Below are 16,462 nucleotides of genomic sequence, written 5' to 3' on the forward strand. Positions count from 1 at the left end.
GAACAGCCGGCCGAACGGAGCAAGCACGCCACCCCGGCCTGCTGGCCCCGCACGGACATCGGGTGGGCATCACCTCATTACGTGATGACTCTTAGTGCGCGCTGATGGAGTCAACGTGCCGAGCCTGTCCGGCGGATCATTCCCGGCGCGTGCCGCCGAACATCCTGCCTGCGCGCGGATTGATGTGTGCAAGAGTCAGACGCCGTTGCCCACGCCGGCCACACGAGGTCGAGACCCTGTGGTCGAGAGGATCAGGAGACGTTCCATGTCCGATGAGATCACTCTGCGCCCGGTGACCGCCGACGATCTCGACCTGTTCGAGCGCGAGTTCAACGGACCGGAAGGGACGGGCCTGTACCAGTGGTTCGGCTTCGGTTCACCGGCCGGCCTGCGCCGGCAGTTCGCGGAGAACGGCCTGCTCGGTCCCGACGGCGGCGTGCTCTCCGTCGCGGAGGCGGACCGGACGGTGGGCCGGGTCGAGTGGTTCGCGAGTATCTGGGGGCGGCCCTCGACCTCCACCTGCTGGACCCTGGCGATCGGCCTGGTGCCCGCCGCGCACGGCCGCGGCATAGGCACCGAGGCCCAGCGACTGCTGGCCGAGTACCTCTTCGACCACACCAGGGCCGAACGGCTCCAAGCCTGGACGGACTGCGCCAACCTCGCCGAGCAGCGTGCGTTGGAGAAGGCGGGCTTCGTGAGGGAGGGCGTGCTGCGCTCCGCTCAGTGGCGCGGCGGCCGGTGGCACGATCAGGTGATCTTCTCCATGCTCCGCGCGGAGCGGTCCGGCGGCGAACCGAGGTGACACAGGACGGGGATCGACCTGACGAGGCTTCAGTTCCGAGCTGAAGCCTCGTCAGGCTTCTCCGCTCATGGCCCAGGGGGTTCTGCGAGCCGCGATGAGTTCTACGGCGTCCGGCGGTCGTACTGTCGAACCCGTTACCGAGGAGGACTTCTGATGCGTAGCGTGACCTATTCGATGAGCGTCTCACTTGACGGCTACATCGTTGGGCCGGACGGCGGCTTCGACTGGACGGTGCCCGATGAGGAGGTCTTCCGCTTCGCCACCGACGAGGTGCGAGAGGTCGGCGTCCACCTGTTGGGACGACGGCTGTACGAGACGATGCTGTACTGGGAGACCGCCGACCAGAATCCGTCGCTCGACTTCTCGACGCTCGAGTTTGCCGCGATCTGGAAGCGGCTCCCCAAGGTGGTGTTCTCCACCACGCTGTCGGCGGTGCAGGGCAATGCCCGCCTGGCCTCCGGCGGCCTGGCGGAGGAGATCGAGCGGTTGCGGGCCGAGCCGGGTGAGGGCGATATCGCGATCGGCGGCGCGACTCTCGCCGCAGAGGCGGCCGCGTTGGGTCTGATCGACGAGTACCGGGCCAGGGTCCACCCGGTGCTGCTTGGCGGTGGCATTTCGTTCTTCCCCCAGCGTGAGCGCCGGGTGGACCTCGAACTCGTCGAGACCCGCACCTTCAGCTCGAAGGTCGTCTACCTCCGCTACCGCGTGGCGCGCTAGGCCGACGAACGTTCTCCTCGCCATCCGCTGACCGTCGGCCTTCCCAACGCGGGTCGAAGGACACGAGCAACTCCGTCGCGACCAGTTCCCTCAAGCTGCACCCCCGCCCCAGCCGTGAAGCCAACGGCCTCGTCGCGGTCTTGCGAGAGCTGGGTTTCGCGGTGGCCGAGTGCCGCCTGTTCTCCTGCTTCGTCCTTCGTGACCGCGACGGGCGGACCGTGGATGTCCATCCTGTCGTCTCCTATTTCGGGCTGGAGCTGCTGCCCGAGCAGACGCAGGGGCTACCGACCTGACACGTGATCGCGGCGGTCCACCGGGCCTGCGCCAGGTCCCATGCCGGCCCTGGCATATGGACGGCGCCGTAGCAGGGTCCGGACTGTGCGGCGGTTCAGCGCAGTGAGATGTGGGGTGCGGTGTCCTCCGCGAAGTGACGCCACTGCGACAGCCATCGGAAACCCCGCCTGATCCTCTCCAGGTCGGGGACCCTCATCAACACCGCCAACGCCGCTGACCGCGGCAGCAGATCCGCCTTCGGCCACTCCGACGTCTGCCCGCACAAATCGATCGGCACGTGGCCCTCGACCTCGTCGATGACGTATCCGTACCAGTAGCCGTCAAGCATCAGCGAGGCGACCGACCAGTCAGGCCCCACCCCGACGATCAGCACCGGATCACCGCCATCGTTCCAGGTGAACGTCACCGAGCCAGTCTCGTCGGCAAGCTCGTACAGCGTCGGCACGTCCGCCCGAGCCACCAGGCGCCCTTCATGCGCACGTCCCAGGCGCCAATCTTCGAACAACAGTCGACCGGGCAGAGTCATGCCGCCGAACGTAGCAGCGGTCAACCTGGCACGACACATCGCCCGCGAGTCGATGGGCCGCCATCGCCAACGCTGCCCCGACCCACCGATGGCGTCGCCCTTCCCCGAGTCGCTGCTGCATGCGAACGAGCCCCCGGCCGCTGAGAGGCGCGGGGGCTCGGCACCGGGCTCACCGGTCGGTCGACGGCGAACGCGACGACCGCTGCGACGTCGTCATGGCCAGAACCTCAGAGGCCCCCAAGCCTCCTCACCCACCGACTCCGACCCGCCACGGGCCATCGGCCTCGATGCGCAGCAGTCCCGGGACCTGGACGGGAGCCAGCACGTCGACGTGCCCGACCTCGTTGACGAGCAGTTCCTCGTCGTCCTGCGGCCAGTCGGGATCGGTCGACCGGACGTGGTGCCAGACGGCGAAGTTGCTCGTGCCGCCGTGCGCGAAGGACAGCACACCCGCCGGCCCCTCATACACCAGCAGGTCGGGCCCCCTGCCGTCGAGGGCGTGCGTCAGCCGCCGGGCGTGACCGAGCGGCAGCACCCTCAGGGTCCAGGGTGTGTCCGCACGGACGAGCAGAGACAGCGGGCGGTCCTCGGGGACCGGGGCGACGGTGCGACCGTGGACCTGGTCCTCGTAGGAGGACAGCAGGTCCTGGTCGCTGCGCCCGTAGGCGTCGCAGGTGTCCACATGCACCGAAATGCTGTCGCGGCACTCGATCTCGACGAGCACGCGGCCGCCCGGTGGGAGGTTCGGCGGGCAGGTGACGCGCTGCTTGCCCCGGCCTTGCTGGACGAACGGTGGGAAGGCCACGGCCAGTTCGGCCGCCAGCTGCGCGGCCGGATCGGTCTCGACGGCAGGCACCGCGTCGGCGACGGGTAGGGGTACGGGCACGGCATCGGTCGGGGACGCGTGTGAGGCGTACGCCGCCGGCGCCTGCCCTATTGGCTGTGCCGGGTCGTCCTCCACGGTGATCCCGAAGTCCGTGGCGAGTCCGGCGAGTCCCGAGTCGTAGCCCTGACCCACCGCGCGGAACTTCCAGCCGCCGTTCCTGCGGTAGAACTCGCCGAAGACGAACGCCGTCTCCGTCGTCGCGTCGCCGATCGCGAAGGAGGCGACCGGCTGTCCGCTCGGCAGTTCCACCCGGACGCCCAGCTCGGGGATCTGGCCGAATGTGCCTCCGTCGGCGGAGGCAGCGACCACGACCCGGTCGACGTCCGCCTCCAGGGCCGCCAGGTCGAGCCACAGCCGGTCGGCGGCGGCCCCTCCGCCCGTCTCTTGTTTCTTGCCCAGGTGGCGCACTGTGCCGGAGGAGTGCTCAGGCTGGTTGTAGAACACGAAGTCCGCGTCGGAGCGGACGCGGCTCGCCCCGTCCAGCAGCAGCGCGGAGACGTCTACGTCCGGCACACCGGGGCCGTGCCCCCAGGTGACGACCACCTGGAGGGCTTCTGCGGGTACGGGCAGATTGCCGCCCTTGGGCATCTGGGTCATGGCGTGATCTTCACACAGCGCCCATGCCGTACGGGGCGGATTCATCCACTCCGTCAGTCAGAGGCCCACGCCGTTCTGGGTTGCCCCATCAACTCCTCATGCAGGGAGTCGGCCGGCGCGAGGACCGGCCCGACATGCTGTGCACCGAACGTGGTTATGACCACGACGGGTACCGGCGCTCGCAGGACTCAGTGGGCCTTGACTTCGTCCACGTCCAGGCCGCGATCGACGCCGTGGGGGACGACGTTCTGCCCGGGCTCGAGATGCAGGCGCTCGCCGTCGAGATAGACCTCGACCTTGTCCGCTTCGAAGGACACCAGGTCGCTGATCCGGTCGACCTCCCGGTAGGCGTTGCGGTACGACCAGGCGGCGCGGCGCGCGTCGCCGATGTCGTAGTAGTCGCACAGGCCCTTGTAGGGGCAGAAGGTCTGGCCTTCGACGGGGCGCAGTCGGGTCTCGTCGATGTCGGCGCGCGGGACGTACCAGCGTGGGGCGAATCCGGACTCGTAGAGCACGACGGGGTGTTGGGAGCGGGCGATCACCGTGTCGCCGAGGCGGACTTCCAGGGTGCGGGAGGTGTTGCGGATGTCGATGCGGTGGTACGGGTCCGCGGCGTGTCCCAGGATGCGTTCGTCCTCCTCGTAGACGGCGTCCATCGCCCGCCAGGCGAAGGCGATGCGGCCCTGGAGCTCGGCGGCGTGACCGGGCGGCGCGGTGAACTCCCAGGCGGCGCGTTCGGTGGTGCGGTCGCCGGCGTGCACCGCGTACCAGGCGGTGTCGCCGAGGTCCTTGTGGTGGGTGACCTTGCCACCCGGGATCAGGGCCTGCGTGTCGACGTCTTCGCGGGGGAAGTAGGCGACGGGGTAGCGGCCCGGTTCGTGGAGCAGGATCACGTTCTCACTGTCGGCGATCCACGTGTCGTTGAACTTCACTCGCATGCGGCGGCGCAGCGGTTCGGCGAACAACAGGCGTTCCGGGAGGGGTTCTGGGGTGAGGAAGTGCCCGATCGCGCCGGCGGAGAGGGGGCCTTGCTGCCAGGACAGTCCCATGACGGACTCCGATGGAGGTGGGGGGTGGGGGGTGGGGGTGGACGGTGGCCGTATCCCGGGTGGGGTGGTTGTTGTCGTCGGCCGGGGACGGTGCGCAGACCCGGATGCCGTCGCACGGCGGGTCCTTTGCCGGCTGCGGCGGGATAGGGCTGTTGGTTCCCCGGTCGCCGCAGCCGCCCCGACGCCCTGCGCGTCAGGCGAGGACGCGGCCGAGGAAGTCGCGGATGTGCTCGGCGATGGTCTCGAGGTGGCTCTCCAGGGCGAAGTGGCCGGACTCGAGCAGGTGGATCTCGGCATCGGGCAGGTCCTGGCGGAACGCCTCCGCGCCTGCGGGGCCGAAGATCTCGTCGTTCGCTCCCCAGACCGCCAGCAGCGGGACCTGGGAGTCACGGAAGTACTGATGGACCTGCGGGTAAAGGTCCACGTTGGTGGGGTAGTCGCGGAACAGCTTGAGCTGGATCTCGTCGTTGCCGGGGCGGTCCAGCAGCGCCTGGTCGTGCACCCAGTTGTCCGGGCTGACCAGGCTGGGGTCGGCGACTCCGTTCACGTACTGCCAGCGGGTGACCTCCAGGGTCAGGGCGCCGCGCATGGGGGCCTCGGTGTCCGGTCCCGGGGCCTTGGCGTAGGCGAGGACGCCGTCCCAGAAGGGCTTGACGAAGCCCTCCTCGTAGGCGTTGCCGTTCTGGGTGATGATCGCCGTGATGCGGTCCGGGGCCTGGAGGGTGAGCCGCCAGCCGATGGGGGCGCCGTAGTCCTGCACGTACATCGCGAACCGGTCGATGCCCAGGTGCTGGAGCAGGCCGGAGGTGACCTCGGTGAGGGCGTCGAAGGTGTAGGGGAAGTCCTGCACGGCAGGCATCGCGGACTGGCCGAACCCGATGTGGTCGGGGGCGATCACGTGGTAGCGGTCGGCCAGCGCCGGGATCAGGTGGCGGAACATGTGCGAGCTGGTCGGGAAGCCGTGGAGAAGCACGACTACGGGTGCTTGGGGGTCGCCGGCCTCCCGGTAGAAGACCTCGAGACCGTTGACGGTGGCGGTGCGGTGGTGGACTGCGGGGGTCATATCCCTAACCTCTCTAGCGAGCTTCAGCGGTTACACATACAGTCGAGCATGCCCGATCTAACCTGTCAAGAAGATTTTAATGGTTAGGGTCGCGACAAGGGCACCGCTACGGCTCGACGGCGGAGCGGGGGCACACCGCAAGCCTCCGTCCGCAATCGGCCGCCAGTCAGCGCACCGCCCACCAGGGATTAAACTAACCAGCCAGAGTTGTTTAGATGGTTAAATCGGCCCCGTTTGTGTCCGTCGAGCGAATCGATCTGGTTAGGAGGCGGCGATGGTGACCGGTCGAGAACACCAGGTCGCACTGCTGGAGCTCCTCAACACCACGCCGGTGGTCAACGGTGTCGTCCAAGACCTACTGGCGGATCCGGAAGCGGCCAGGTCCTGGCAGCAGGCCCACGGGGGCATCGGCAGCGCAGAGGAGCACCGACACCTCGTGCAAGCGCGCGATGCCCTGCAGGAGGGGTGGTGCGCGGCAGTCGGCCTGCCACGTCGCTGGCCCCGATCTTGAAGGACGTCACCTCACACCCGCATCTCTCCTCCGCAGGGGTGTCGTGGGAACTGGACGCCTCGGCAGAGCACCGCACGGCGGTGGAGGCCGTCCTCGCCTGGAGCGCGCTGCAGGAGACGATGCCCGGACGGCTGCGGCCCTGCGCCAACCCGGAGTGCCGGCTGTTCCTCATCGACCGCAGCAAGACCAACAAGGCCCGCTGGTGTTCGATGGCCGTCTGTGGCAACAGGATGAAGGCAAGGCGGCACTACCAGCGCGCCCGCGACGGCGCAGCCTGGGCAGGCTGAAACGCGCACGCTCGGTGTAGCGGCCACAGTGCGGTCGACATCGCTCGCGGAGAGGATGACGATGGATTCGTGATCACGGAATAGCGGCGGCACGGGCACAGAACTTGGATCGGCCCCAGCGCACCGATCACGGCGCCATGAGGGACTGCCCGGCCGGTCACCCCGCAGGAGGTCCGCAATGGCGACGCTGCTGTCGGTCAACGTAGGAATGCCCCAGGACGTCTCCTGGCAGGGAAGGACCGTCCGCACCGGTGCCTGGAAGGCCCCCGTCCAGGGCCCGCGTATGGTCCGGCGGCTGAACGTCGACGGAGACGGTCAGGGAGACCTGGCCGGGCACGGCGGTGACATCCGTGCCGTCCTCGTCTACCAGCTGCAGTCCTACCAGTACTGGCAGAAGCAGCTCGGCCGCGACGACCTGAGCTTCGGAATGTTCGGGGAGAACTTCACCGTCGACGGCCTGCCCGACGACGAAGTCTGCATCGGCGACCGGTACCGCATCGGCGAAGCCGAATTCGAGGTCACCCAGCCCCGCGTCACCTGCTACCGGGTCGGCATGCGCCTGGGCGAACCCGCCATGGCCTCCCTCCTGGTCGCCCACCACCGCCCCGGCTTCTACCTCCGCGTGATCACCGAGGGCCGTGTCCAGGCCGGCGACGAGATCACCCTCATCCGCAAGGGCCCGGAAGAACTCAGCGTCGCCGACACCGACGCACTGCTCTACCTCCCCGACCGCGACCACTCCCAGCTGCGCAAAGCACTCAACATCCCCGCCCTCAGCCCCGGATGGCAGCAGTCCTTCCGCGAACTCGCCGCCGCCCAACAGCCCCGACAGGAACCCGGATGGCCCGGCGAACGCGCCACCACCCAACAGCCCGGAGAAACACCCGGATGGCCCGGGTTCAAGCCGATGCGCGTCGCCCGCATCGTCCCCGAGACCCCCACCATCTCGTCGATCTACCTCGAGAGCACCGACGACGCGCTCCTGCCCCAGGCCCTACCCGGCCAGTACCTCTCCCTGCGCCTACCCGTCGGCGACACCGCCCCCGCGGTGCGCAGCTACTCCCTGTCCTGCGCCCCGACAGCACACACCTACCGCATCAGCGTCAAGCACGAGCCCCACGGAAAGGTGAGCGGCTACCTCCACGCCGCGCTCCATCCCGGGGACCTCGTGGACATCGCCAGCCCCCGCGGAACGTTCGTACTGCAAGACACCACCCGCCCGATCGTCCTCGCCTCCGCGGGCATCGGTGTCACTCCCGTGCTCGCCATGCTCCACCGACTCGCCGCCACCCAAGACCCACGCCCCCTCTGGTGGATCCACACCGCCCACGACCGCGCCCACCACGCCTTCGCGGACGAGAGCCACACCCTGCTGGCGCACCTCCCCGACGCCCACGAGCACATCTACTACACCGCCCAAGCCCCCCGGCCCGGCGACCCCCACATCACCCAGGGCCGCCCCACCGCCCTATCCCTCGCGGCCCTGGGCATCCCCGCCGACGCCGACGCCTACATCTGCGGACCGCCCGCCTTCATGGACGACCTCGGCGGCCTCCTGCGCGGTCACGGACTGCGCCCCGAACGGATCCGCACGGAACAGTTCAGCGCGCTCCCGGCCATCAACCCCGGCATCACGCCCACGACCGCCGTCCGCCCGCACCAACCACCCGGTCCCACGGGCACCGGCCCCCCCATCACCTTCGCCCGCAGCGGCATCACCACCCCGTGGCAACCCGCCCACGCCTCCCTCCTCGAACTCGCCGAGGCCTGCGACATCCCCACCCGCTGGTCGTGCCGCACCGGCGTCTGCCACACCTGCACCACCCACCTCGTGGCAGGCGACATCACCTACACCACCCCACCCCTCGAACCCCCGGAACCCGGCACCATCCTCGTCTGCTGCAGCCAACCCACCACCGAAGTGGTCCTCGACCTGTAGCCGACCAACACCTGTCCGGCGTCACTCGTCCATGCCGGCGGGGTCAGGGGTGTGCGGGGATCTGGTCGGTGTGCAGGGCGCTTGCTGGGCCCAGACGGTCTTTCCCTGCGGCCGGTAGCGGGTGCCCCACTGGTCGGCGAGGCTCGCGATGATGAACAGCCCCCGGCCGGTTTCGTCCATGGTGCGCGCATGATTCACCCGCGGGGCGCTGGCGGTGGCGTCGCCGACTTCGCAGGTCAGCGTCCGGTCGTGGATCAGGCGCAGACGCACGGGCGGGGAGCCGTAGCGGACCGCGTTGCCGACGAGTTCGCTGACGATGAGTTCGGTGGTGTACGCGGTTTCGGCGTCCACTCCCCAGACCTTCAGCCGGTGGCGGGCTGCTTGACGGGCCATCGGCGCGGCCTCAGGGCCTGCCGGCAGGGTGCGGGTCAGTACCTGGCCGGCGGGCAGAGCCTTCGTGCGGGCGAGCAGGATCAACTGCTCGCCGGTCCGGCGGCCTTGGGTGAGCGCGCCCGCGATGCCGTCGCGCACGCTCGGCAGGGGCGTTGCGCCGGCGCCGTCCAGGAGCGGGCGCACGGGGGCGGATGCCGTCAGCACTTCGTCGGCGAGCGCGTTGGTGCCCACGGCCAGGGTGGTTCCTGCCGGGAGGCTGACGACGGTCGCGGGGAAGGGCGCGGTGCCTGACTCGCCGAGCGGGGGACCTGGGGGTACGGCGAGGGGGGCTGAGGTGCCGTCGGGGAAGACGGCGACTGGCTCGGGCATGCCGGCGCGGGCGACGGTGCAGGTGAGGTCGACGGGATCGTAGATCGCGACCGCGCAGCCGGCGGTGAACGGCTCGACGTGCATGGGGTCCTCGGCGGGAAGTGCGGCACGCTCGGCGGCGAGACGGGTCGCGGTGTCGTTCAGGCGGGCCATGAGTTCGTCGGGCGGCAGGTCCAGGGCGGCGAGTGTGTGGAGGGCCGTGCGCAGCAGTCCCATCGTGGTGGCCGCGGCGATGCCACGCCCTGCCACGTCGCCGACGACCAGCGCGGTCCGCGCGCCGGGCAGCGCGATCGCGTCGTACCACGCGCCGCCGCCTTCCGGGTCGGGGAGGTGCAGCGGGGCGAGCTCCACGGTCGGCTGCTGGTCCGGACGCTGGGGCAGAAGCCTGCGCTGGACGGTTGAGGCGATGATCCACTCGCGCATGTACTGGCGGGCGTTGTTGATGCAGAGTGCAGCGTGCGCGCAGATGGCGGAGGCCACCGCGAGGTCGTCCCGTCCGAAGGGGTCATGGCGTGGGCCGCGGTAGAAGCTGACGACGCCCAGAGCCTGATCGCGCAGTACGAGCGGCGCCACGATCAGGGAGTGGGCACCGGATCGCCTGACGGCGTCGGCCCGGGCCGGGTCGGCGGCCAGCGAGGGGATGTCTTCCTCGAGCGGAACCAGGCGCGGCCGAAGGTCGGACAGGACATCCGAAAAGGGCGTGCCCGCCGGCAGGGGGTGCACGTCCCCGACCGGTTGGGCGCAGATGCGGCCGCGGAAAGCTGCTCGGCGCAGGGGAACGTCCCGTGGGACGGGAACGGTGGGAGGTTCCTCTCCGCGTACGACGGCGTCGAGGACCTCGACGTCGGTGGTGTCCGCGAAGGCGGGCACCACCGCCTCCACCAGTTCCCGGCAGACCGCCGCCACGTTCTGGCGGTGCCCGACCCGCGTGCGGACCGCCTCGAGGAGGGCCAGGTGGTTCAGCAGCCCGGTCACGTCGAGACCGCCGATTCCACCAGGTGGCCCAGGTCTGTCAGGCCCATCGTCCGGCGTACGGGCCGGACGGCCGAGACTGTGGTGAACCGTCGGCCCTCGCGGCGTGCGCAGGCGTCTGCCTCGGCCAAGGGCCGCAGCCCCGCACCGTCGCTGCGGCGCACACACCCCAGGTCCATGGTGCGGTGCTCGCCGCGGTCGGCGCGGTCTCGAAGGACCGCTGGGAGCCGGGGTGCGCTGGCCGCGTCCAGTTCGCCGCACACGACGACCAGTGCGTGACTGCCGTGACGGGTCACCCCGATATCGGCGGGCTCCGGTCGGGGAGCCGGGACGATGGACGGCGCAGAACTCGGCGCGGGCACCTGGTGGGCGATGGTGATGGTGCACATGTGCGTGACTTCCAGAGGTTTTCGTGAGTGTCAGGGCGGATGCGGCAGCGCGCCGTCGGAGTCGGAGGCCGCCGCTCAGTCCAGGACACCGTGCCGGTGTGCGGCGTCGGTGAGCAGCCCGAGCAGACGTCGCCGTGCGTGGTGCAACCGGGCCGCCGCGGTGCCCGGGGAGACACCCAGGATCTCCGCGATCTCCGTGCGGGAGAACTCCTCGACGTCGGCCAGGTGCACGACCAGGGCGGACTCCCGCGGAAGTTGCCCGAGTGCGGCCTTCACGTCATGACAGGACAGGTGGTTCAGGGCCTGCGCCTGGGGCGTGTGGCGAGCAGGGACGACGGGGGGCTTCTCTCGGCGGCCGGTGGTGGGCTCGTCGTACGCGAGAACCCGGGCGTGGGAGCTCTGCCGGTCACCGCAGGGCCTGAGCGCGGTGTCGGCCAGGATCCGGAACAGCCACACCTTGAGCCGCGACGTGTCGGTGAACGCCCCGAACGCGTGGAGGGCCCGGAGACAGGTCTGTTCGACCAGGCGCTCGGCGGCTGGGCGGTCGCCGGTCATGTGTGTCGCGGTTGCGTACAACCGGCCGAGGAAGGGCAGGGCCTCGCGCTCGAACCGTTCGAGTTCGGTGTCCGGGACGACCGCCGGGGGTGTCGAGGGAGACATGGAGGGTTCTCCAAGACTGCATGGGGATGTGTGCAAAGGGGACCCGGTGCCCGACGTGGCCCCGCCCCGGGGGCGGCCGAGTGCTCGCCGTCGAGTCACTCGGCCGCCGTTGTCGCGTCAGGGCCCGTCCAGAGGATCAGGCGCGCCGGTCACGGGATCGGACGTGCCGGTCAGCGCAGTGACCGCAGGCCCGCGCGGACCTCCTCGACGAGGAGCTCCGGCTGTTCCCAGGCGGCGAAGTGGCCGCCCCTGGCAACCCGGTTGTAGTGGACGAGGTTGGGGTAGGCCTGCTCCGCCCAGCTCTTCGGGGCCTGGTACATCTCATCGGGGAAGACACTGACGGCGACCGGCAGGTTCACGCCCTTGACTCCGAAGAACGAGTTCGTGTTCTCCGCGTAGAGACGAGCCGCGGAGATCGCCGTGTTGGTCAGCCAGAAGAGCGTGAGGTTGTCGAGGACGTCGTCCCTGGTGAGGCCTTCTGCCTGGCCTGCGAAGGCGCGGGCGATCATGTCCAGGCTGGCCGCGTCGTGGTCGAGCATGAAGGCGGCCAGGCCCACGGGGGAGTCCGCGAGGGCGGTCAGCGACTGCGGACGCGACCCCATCAGGTAGGCGAAGTAGACGTGCCGGTAGACGAAGTCCAGCTGCTCGACCGCCGCCTTCTCCTCGTCGGAGAGCGTCAGGCCCGCGGGCAGCGGGTTGCCCGCGATCAGCGCGGCGTCGATGCCGGACGGAACCACGCCGGCCATGTTGGTGTGGATGCCGACCAGGCCCTCGGGCTCCTGCACGCCCATGAAGTCGGTGACGATCGCACCCCAGTCACCACCCTGCGCGGCGTACTTGGTGTAGCCCAGGCGCTTCATCAGCTCGCCCCAGGCCCGTGCGATGCGCTCGGGACCCCAGCCGGTCGTGGTGGGCTTGCCCGAGAAGCCGTAGCCGGGCATCGACGGGATGACCACGTGGAAGGCGTCCGACGCGCTGCCGCCGTGGGCGGTGGGGTCGACCAGAGGGTCGATGATCTTCAACTGCTCGACGACCGAGCCCGGCCATCCGTGGGTGACGATCAGCGGCAGAGCATCCTCGTGCTGGGAGCGGACGTGGATGAAGTGGATGTCCAGCCCGTCGATCTCCGTGATGAAATGCGGCAGGGCCTTCAGCTTCGCCTCGACCTTGCGCCAGTCGTACTCCGACGCCCAGTACCGCGCGAGCTCCTGGACCGTGGCCAGCTGCGTGCCCTGCGACTGGTCGGCGACGGTCTCCTGCTCGGGCCACCGCGCCGCCGCGATACGTCGGCGCAGCTCCTCCAGCTCCGCCTCAGGGAACTCGAAGCTGAACGGCCGGATCGCCGGCTCTCGGGGCGTGACAGACATGTGGATCTCCTTGACTGCTGCCGGCGACCCCGTGTCACCGGCTCCTCCACAGTCGGGCAGGGCGGGTTCGCCTCGCCCCGGGGAAAACCCCGGGGATCGTGCCCCCGGGTGGAGCCCCGGGGGCACGGGGTCCGGGCCGGGCGCCGCTGCGCCGGCAAGCGGAGAGACATCACCCGTCGACTGAAATAGAGCGAACAAAGCTTTACCAAAAACATTTATCGCGATATCGAATAATCAATTACCGAACGCGTTAAAATGGGAAATCGAAATAAGACCTGAATGCAGCCCCGGAAGTTGACCCATGAGCGTGTCTGTCAGAGATCCGCAGGTAGGGCTGCGCGGTCGGGAACGTGAGCTGGCCGCGCTGGAGAGGGCGCTGGCCCAAGCGCGATCAGACAGCAGCGCCGTCCTGGTCCTCCGCGGTGAGGCGGGTATCGGCAAGACCGCGTTGCTGGACTACACGGAGCGCAGAGCCGTCGGATTCCGTACCGTCCGCGTCGCAGGTATCGAATCGGAGATGGAACTCCCCTTCGCGAGCCTTCACCAGCTCTGCGCGCCCTTGCTCGGCCGGCTCCGGCACCTGCCCGCACCGCAGCGCGATGCCCTCTCCGTCGCGTTCGCACTGCAGGAAGGCCAGGCGCCGAACCGGTTCCTGGTAGGACTGGCCGTGCTCGGTCTGCTGGCCGGCGCCGCCGAGGAACGGCCTCTGGTCTGTCTCGTCGACGACGCGCAGTGGCTCGACCAAGGGTCGCGGCAGGTGCTGGCCTTTGCCGCCAGGCGGTTGATGGCCGAACCGGTGGCTCTGATCTTCGCCCTGCGGGATTCCCCAGGCGATCACGAGCTGGGCGGACTGCCGGAGCTGATCGTCGGAGGGCTCAGCGAGCCCGACGCCCGGGCCCTGCTCGCCTCGGCCGTCCGTGCGCCGCTCGACCCGCTGGTACGGGACCGGATCGTGGCCGAGGCCCACGGCAACCCGATGGCCCTGCTGCATCTGCCACGTACGCCTGCGGAGCTGGCGGGCGGTTTCTGGCTCTCCAGCAGCCGCCCCCTGGCGAGCCGCCTGGAGAACGCCTTTTACCAGCGGTTCCGGTCACTCCCCCAGGACAGTCGGCGGCTCCTTTTGACCGCTGCGGCCGAGCCGACCGGAAACGCGAGTCTGCTGCGGCGCGCGGCCGAACTGCTGGAGATACCGCCCGACGCCGCGGCCCCCGGCGAGACCGCGGGACTCGTCGAGTTCGGCACCAGAGTGCGGTTCCACCACCCCCTGGTGCGCTCGGCCATCTACCACGGGACGTCCGCGCCGGACCACCGGGCGGCGCACCGAGCACTCGCCGAAGCCACCGATCCCGACCTCGATCCCGACCGCAGGGCATGGCATCGCGCTCACGCCGCCAGCGGTCCCGACGAGAGCATCGCCCTCGACCTGGAGCGCTCGGCCGGCCGAGCCCGAGTAAGAGGAGGAGCCGCCGCGCAGGCCGCCTTCCTGCAAGCCGCAGCGGAACTGACCCCCGATCCCGCACACCGTGTCACCCGCGCACTAGCCGCCGCTCAGGCCCACATCGACGCCGGCGGAGCCGACCAGGCCCGCAACCTGCTCGCGGCCGCGGAGGCCGGCCCCCTCGACGACCTGCAGCGCGCCCAACTCGAGCGGCTGCGAGCCCGGCTGGTGTTCTCGCAGGTACGCGGCAGCCAAGCACCCCGGCTCCTGCTCGACGCCGCACACCGGCTCGCGCCTCTCGACGCCGCCCTCGCCCGTGACACCCTGCTGGAAGCGGCCGGCGCGGCCATCTTCGCCGGCCGTCTGAGCGAAGGCCCAGGACAGCGGGAGGTGGCCGAGGCGGCCCGCGCCGGACCGCCGCCGCCGACACCGCCGCGGACCGTCGACGTCCTCCTGGACAGCATCGTCAGCCGGATCATCGACGGTTGCACTGCCGGCGTCCACGCGCTGCGGCACGCACAGCATGTCGTCCAACAGGATCACAAGCCCGCCACGGCGGACGCGGACATGCGCTGGCTGTGGCTGGCGTGCCGTATGACACCGGAGCCACTCGCAACAGAACTGTGGGACGACGACGCCTGGTACGAACTGGCGACCCGCGCGGTCACCCTCGCCCGCGAAGCGGGGGCACTCGCCGTCCTGCCGATGGCACTGAGCTACCAGGCGTGCTTCCAGGTACATGCCGGCGAACTCGACAGCGCGGCGGCTCTGATCGACGAGGCCACGGCGATCTCGGAAGCGGCGGGCGGCGTACCCATGATGTACGCGTCGCTTGTACTCGCCGCCTGGCGGGGCCGGGAATCCCAGGCGCTGGACCTCATCGGCACCACCGTCGAAGAAGTGACCGCCCGGGGAGAGGGACGCTCCCTCGCCCTCGCCGAGTACGCCACCGCGCTGCTGTACAACGGCCTCGGCCGCTACGATGCCGCGCTGCCGGCCGCGCTGCGCGCATGCCGGTACGAGGACCTGGGCTTCTTCGGCTGGGCCCTGGCCGAGCTGATCGAGGCGGCCGCACGCAGCAACCAGCCGGAGACCGCCGCGGCGCCGCTGGACATGCTCACCGAACACACCCGCGCCAGCGGAACCGCATGGGCCCTGGGGATCCAAGCCTGCTCACGTGCCCTGCTGAGCGACGACCAGGACGCCGACGTGCTCTACCAGGAGGCGGTCGAACACCTCGCGCACTGCCGGATCACCGTCCCCCTGGCCCGCGCCCGTCTGCTGTACGGCGAGTGGCTGCGCCGCCGCAACCGCCGCCAGGAAAGCCGTAGACAGCTGGCTCCCGCCTACGAGGTGTTCAGCCGCATGGGAGCCGACGGCTTCGCCGAACGGGCTCGCAGGGAGCTTCTGGCCACCGGGGAGACCGTACGGAAGCGGACGGTCGGCGCCCTCGACGAACTCACCAGCCAGGAGACGCAGATCGCCAGGCTGGCCAGAGACGGCAACACCAACGCCGAGATCGCGGCTCAGCTCTTCATCAGCCCGCGCACGGTGGAGTGGCACCTCGGCAACGTCTTCACCAAACTCGGAGTCAGCTCCCGCAGGCACCTGCGCACGGTGCTGTCCCATTCCCAGTAGCCGTATCCACAGCACCGCCGGCTCGGACCGACGCCGGCCATGTGCCGAGCCTGGCGAGGGCAAGTTCGTCAGCCCCCGGCCCGCCTACGTGTCCGACGCGTCCTGCCGGAGCCATGTCCGTTCCGGCAGGACGCGTCGGACCAGGTCGCTACCCACGCGATGTGCGGGGCGTGGGCCATGCGCCGGTCACGAAAGCCGGTCAGCGGGTGAAGGTGACCCGGCTTTCCTTCAGGGCACCGCAGTTGGAGCCGGTCACCTGTACGTACACGTTACTGATGTTGCCGCCCCAGTCGACGCAGTGGGCCTTGCCGTAGACATAGGTCGGCCCCGCGTACGACGTGTACTGCCCGTAGTCCTCGTCACCCTGGTCGGTGTCGGAGACATAGATCCATGCGGACATGGCCACGGCGGTACCCGGGTTGCTGCGGATGGTCGCGACGCAGTTCTTGCCGTTCGTGGAGTTGTACGTCAGTTGAAGCTCTCCCCTCCCCTCGGCAAGCCTCGGGAAGGAGATTCCTGCCTACATCGCTGCGGCAGGCTTGACGGTTTTACCCGCCCTACGACC

The 16,462-nt window shown here is 69.8% G+C and carries 13 protein-coding genes and 2 pseudogenes; 6 read left to right on the forward strand and 9 right to left on the reverse strand.

Translation table 11 applies throughout. The features are described 5' to 3' along the window. Nucleotides 1-265: 265 nt before the first annotated feature. The 3 genes from ACIBJF_RS46465 to ACIBJF_RS46475 all read left to right on the forward strand — a co-directional run bounded on the left by ACIBJF_RS46465 (nt 266) and on the right by ACIBJF_RS46475 (nt 1,812). Nucleotides 266-802, forward strand: coding sequence for a GNAT family N-acetyltransferase (locus tag ACIBJF_RS46465; protein WP_399183659.1), 537 nt, complete (start codon nt 266-268; stop codon nt 800-802). Nucleotides 803-955: 153 nt separating this feature from the next. Continuing rightward, a complete protein-coding gene (locus tag ACIBJF_RS46470; RefSeq protein WP_399183661.1) occupies nt 956-1,519 on the forward strand; it encodes a dihydrofolate reductase family protein in 564 nt (187 codons plus the stop codon). 140 nt (nt 1,520-1,659) lie between these two features. Further along, entirely contained in the window at nt 1,660-1,812 is a 153-nt protein-coding gene (locus tag ACIBJF_RS46475) for a hypothetical protein (protein WP_399183663.1), read from the forward strand. A gap of 95 nt (nt 1,813-1,907) precedes the next feature. On the opposite strand, the gene ACIBJF_RS46480 is transcribed toward ACIBJF_RS46475, so the two are convergent. From ACIBJF_RS46480 to ACIBJF_RS46495, 4 genes are all read right to left on the reverse strand, one after another. Further along, nucleotides 1,908-2,339, reverse strand: a complete 432-nt coding sequence (locus tag ACIBJF_RS46480) for a hypothetical protein (protein ID WP_399183665.1) — start codon at nt 2,337-2,339, stop codon at nt 1,908-1,910. Between the two features lie 247 nt (nt 2,340-2,586). Continuing rightward, nucleotides 2,587-3,822 (reverse strand): TerD family protein, encoded by a 1,236-nt coding sequence (locus ACIBJF_RS46485; protein WP_399183667.1) that lies wholly within the window; start codon nt 3,820-3,822, stop codon nt 2,587-2,589. A 188-nt stretch (nt 3,823-4,010) separates the two neighbouring features. After that, nucleotides 4,011-4,871, reverse strand: a complete 861-nt coding sequence (locus ACIBJF_RS46490) for a DUF427 domain-containing protein (RefSeq protein ID WP_399183669.1) — start codon at nt 4,869-4,871, stop codon at nt 4,011-4,013. A 193-nt stretch (nt 4,872-5,064) separates the two neighbouring features. Next, complete coding sequence (locus ACIBJF_RS46495) at nt 5,065-5,934, reverse strand: alpha/beta fold hydrolase (protein WP_399183670.1); 870 nt, start codon at nt 5,932-5,934, stop codon at nt 5,065-5,067. A 274-nt stretch (nt 5,935-6,208) separates the two neighbouring features. On the opposite strand from ACIBJF_RS46495, the pseudogene ACIBJF_RS46500 reads away from it, so the two are divergent. Together ACIBJF_RS46500 and ACIBJF_RS46505 are read left to right on the forward strand one after the other, a co-directional pair. Further along, nucleotides 6,209-6,732: pseudogene (locus tag ACIBJF_RS46500) on the forward strand (CGNR zinc finger domain-containing protein). Between the two features lie 178 nt (nt 6,733-6,910). Further along, nucleotides 6,911-8,671, forward strand: a complete 1,761-nt coding sequence (locus ACIBJF_RS46505) for an MOSC domain-containing protein (RefSeq protein ID WP_399183672.1) — start codon at nt 6,911-6,913, stop codon at nt 8,669-8,671. 21 nt (nt 8,672-8,692) lie between these two features. Here ACIBJF_RS46505 and ACIBJF_RS46510 read toward each other — a convergent pair whose 3' ends face one another. From ACIBJF_RS46510 to ACIBJF_RS46525, 4 genes are all read right to left on the reverse strand, one after another. Beyond that, nucleotides 8,693-10,408, reverse strand: coding sequence for a SpoIIE family protein phosphatase (locus tag ACIBJF_RS46510; RefSeq protein WP_399183674.1), 1,716 nt, complete (start codon nt 10,406-10,408; stop codon nt 8,693-8,695). After that, nucleotides 10,405-10,794: an STAS domain-containing protein gene (locus tag ACIBJF_RS46515; protein WP_399183676.1), complete on the reverse strand. Its 390-nt coding sequence runs from the start codon at nt 10,792-10,794 to the stop codon at nt 10,405-10,407. The genes ACIBJF_RS46510 and ACIBJF_RS46515 overlap by 4 nt, the downstream gene beginning before the upstream one ends. Nucleotides 10,795-10,869: 75 nt before the next feature. Then, nucleotides 10,870-11,454, reverse strand: a complete 585-nt coding sequence (locus ACIBJF_RS46520; protein WP_399183678.1) for an RNA polymerase sigma factor — start codon at nt 11,452-11,454, stop codon at nt 10,870-10,872. 170 nt (nt 11,455-11,624) lie between these two features. Next, on the reverse strand, nt 11,625-12,821 hold the full coding sequence (locus ACIBJF_RS46525; RefSeq protein ID WP_399183680.1) for an epoxide hydrolase family protein: 1,197 nt from the start codon (nt 12,819-12,821) through the stop codon (nt 11,625-11,627). 301 nt (nt 12,822-13,122) lie between these two features. Here ACIBJF_RS46525 and ACIBJF_RS46530 point away from each other — a divergent pair, with 301 nt between their 5' ends. After that, nucleotides 13,123-15,897, forward strand: coding sequence for an ATP-binding protein (locus ACIBJF_RS46530; RefSeq protein ID WP_399183682.1), 2,775 nt, complete (start codon nt 13,123-13,125; stop codon nt 15,895-15,897). A gap of 199 nt (nt 15,898-16,096) precedes the next feature. On the opposite strand, the pseudogene ACIBJF_RS46535 reads toward ACIBJF_RS46530, so the two are convergent. Then, nucleotides 16,097-16,381: pseudogene (locus ACIBJF_RS46535) on the reverse strand (spore-associated protein); the annotation flags it as partial. Nucleotides 16,382-16,462 lie beyond the last annotated feature (81 nt).

Source organism: Streptomyces sp. NPDC050743 (genome assembly GCF_044456925.1).
Taxonomy (GTDB): Bacteria; Actinomycetota; Actinomycetes; order Streptomycetales; family Streptomycetaceae; genus Streptomyces.

What these genes read in the sequence shown, in the direction of transcription:
- ACIBJF_RS46485 (WP_399183667.1), bottom strand. Translation starts at nt 3,822, where the DNA reads ATGACCCAGATGCCCAAGGGCGGCAATCTGCCCGTACCCGCAGAAGCC.
- ACIBJF_RS46505 (WP_399183672.1), top strand. Translation starts at nt 6,911, where the DNA reads ATGGCGACGCTGCTGTCGGTCAACGTAGGAATGCCCCAGGACGTCTCC.
- ACIBJF_RS46480 (WP_399183665.1), bottom strand. Translation starts at nt 2,339, where the DNA reads ATGACTCTGCCCGGTCGACTGTTGTTCGAAGATTGGCGCCTGGGACGT.
- ACIBJF_RS46515 (WP_399183676.1), bottom strand. Translation starts at nt 10,794, where the DNA reads ATGTGCACCATCACCATCGCCCACCAGGTGCCCGCGCCGAGTTCTGCG.
- ACIBJF_RS46465 (WP_399183659.1), top strand. Translation starts at nt 266, where the DNA reads ATGTCCGATGAGATCACTCTGCGCCCGGTGACCGCCGACGATCTCGAC.
- ACIBJF_RS46490 (WP_399183669.1), bottom strand. Translation starts at nt 4,871, where the DNA reads ATGGGACTGTCCTGGCAGCAAGGCCCCCTCTCCGCCGGCGCGATCGGG.
- ACIBJF_RS46525 (WP_399183680.1), bottom strand. Translation starts at nt 12,821, where the DNA reads ATGTCTGTCACGCCCCGAGAGCCGGCGATCCGGCCGTTCAGCTTCGAG.
- ACIBJF_RS46530 (WP_399183682.1), top strand. Translation starts at nt 13,123, where the DNA reads ATGAGCGTGTCTGTCAGAGATCCGCAGGTAGGGCTGCGCGGTCGGGAA.
- ACIBJF_RS46520 (WP_399183678.1), bottom strand. Translation starts at nt 11,454, where the DNA reads ATGTCTCCCTCGACACCCCCGGCGGTCGTCCCGGACACCGAACTCGAA.
- ACIBJF_RS46470 (WP_399183661.1), top strand. Translation starts at nt 956, where the DNA reads ATGCGTAGCGTGACCTATTCGATGAGCGTCTCACTTGACGGCTACATC.
- ACIBJF_RS46495 (WP_399183670.1), bottom strand. Translation starts at nt 5,934, where the DNA reads ATGACCCCCGCAGTCCACCACCGCACCGCCACCGTCAACGGTCTCGAG.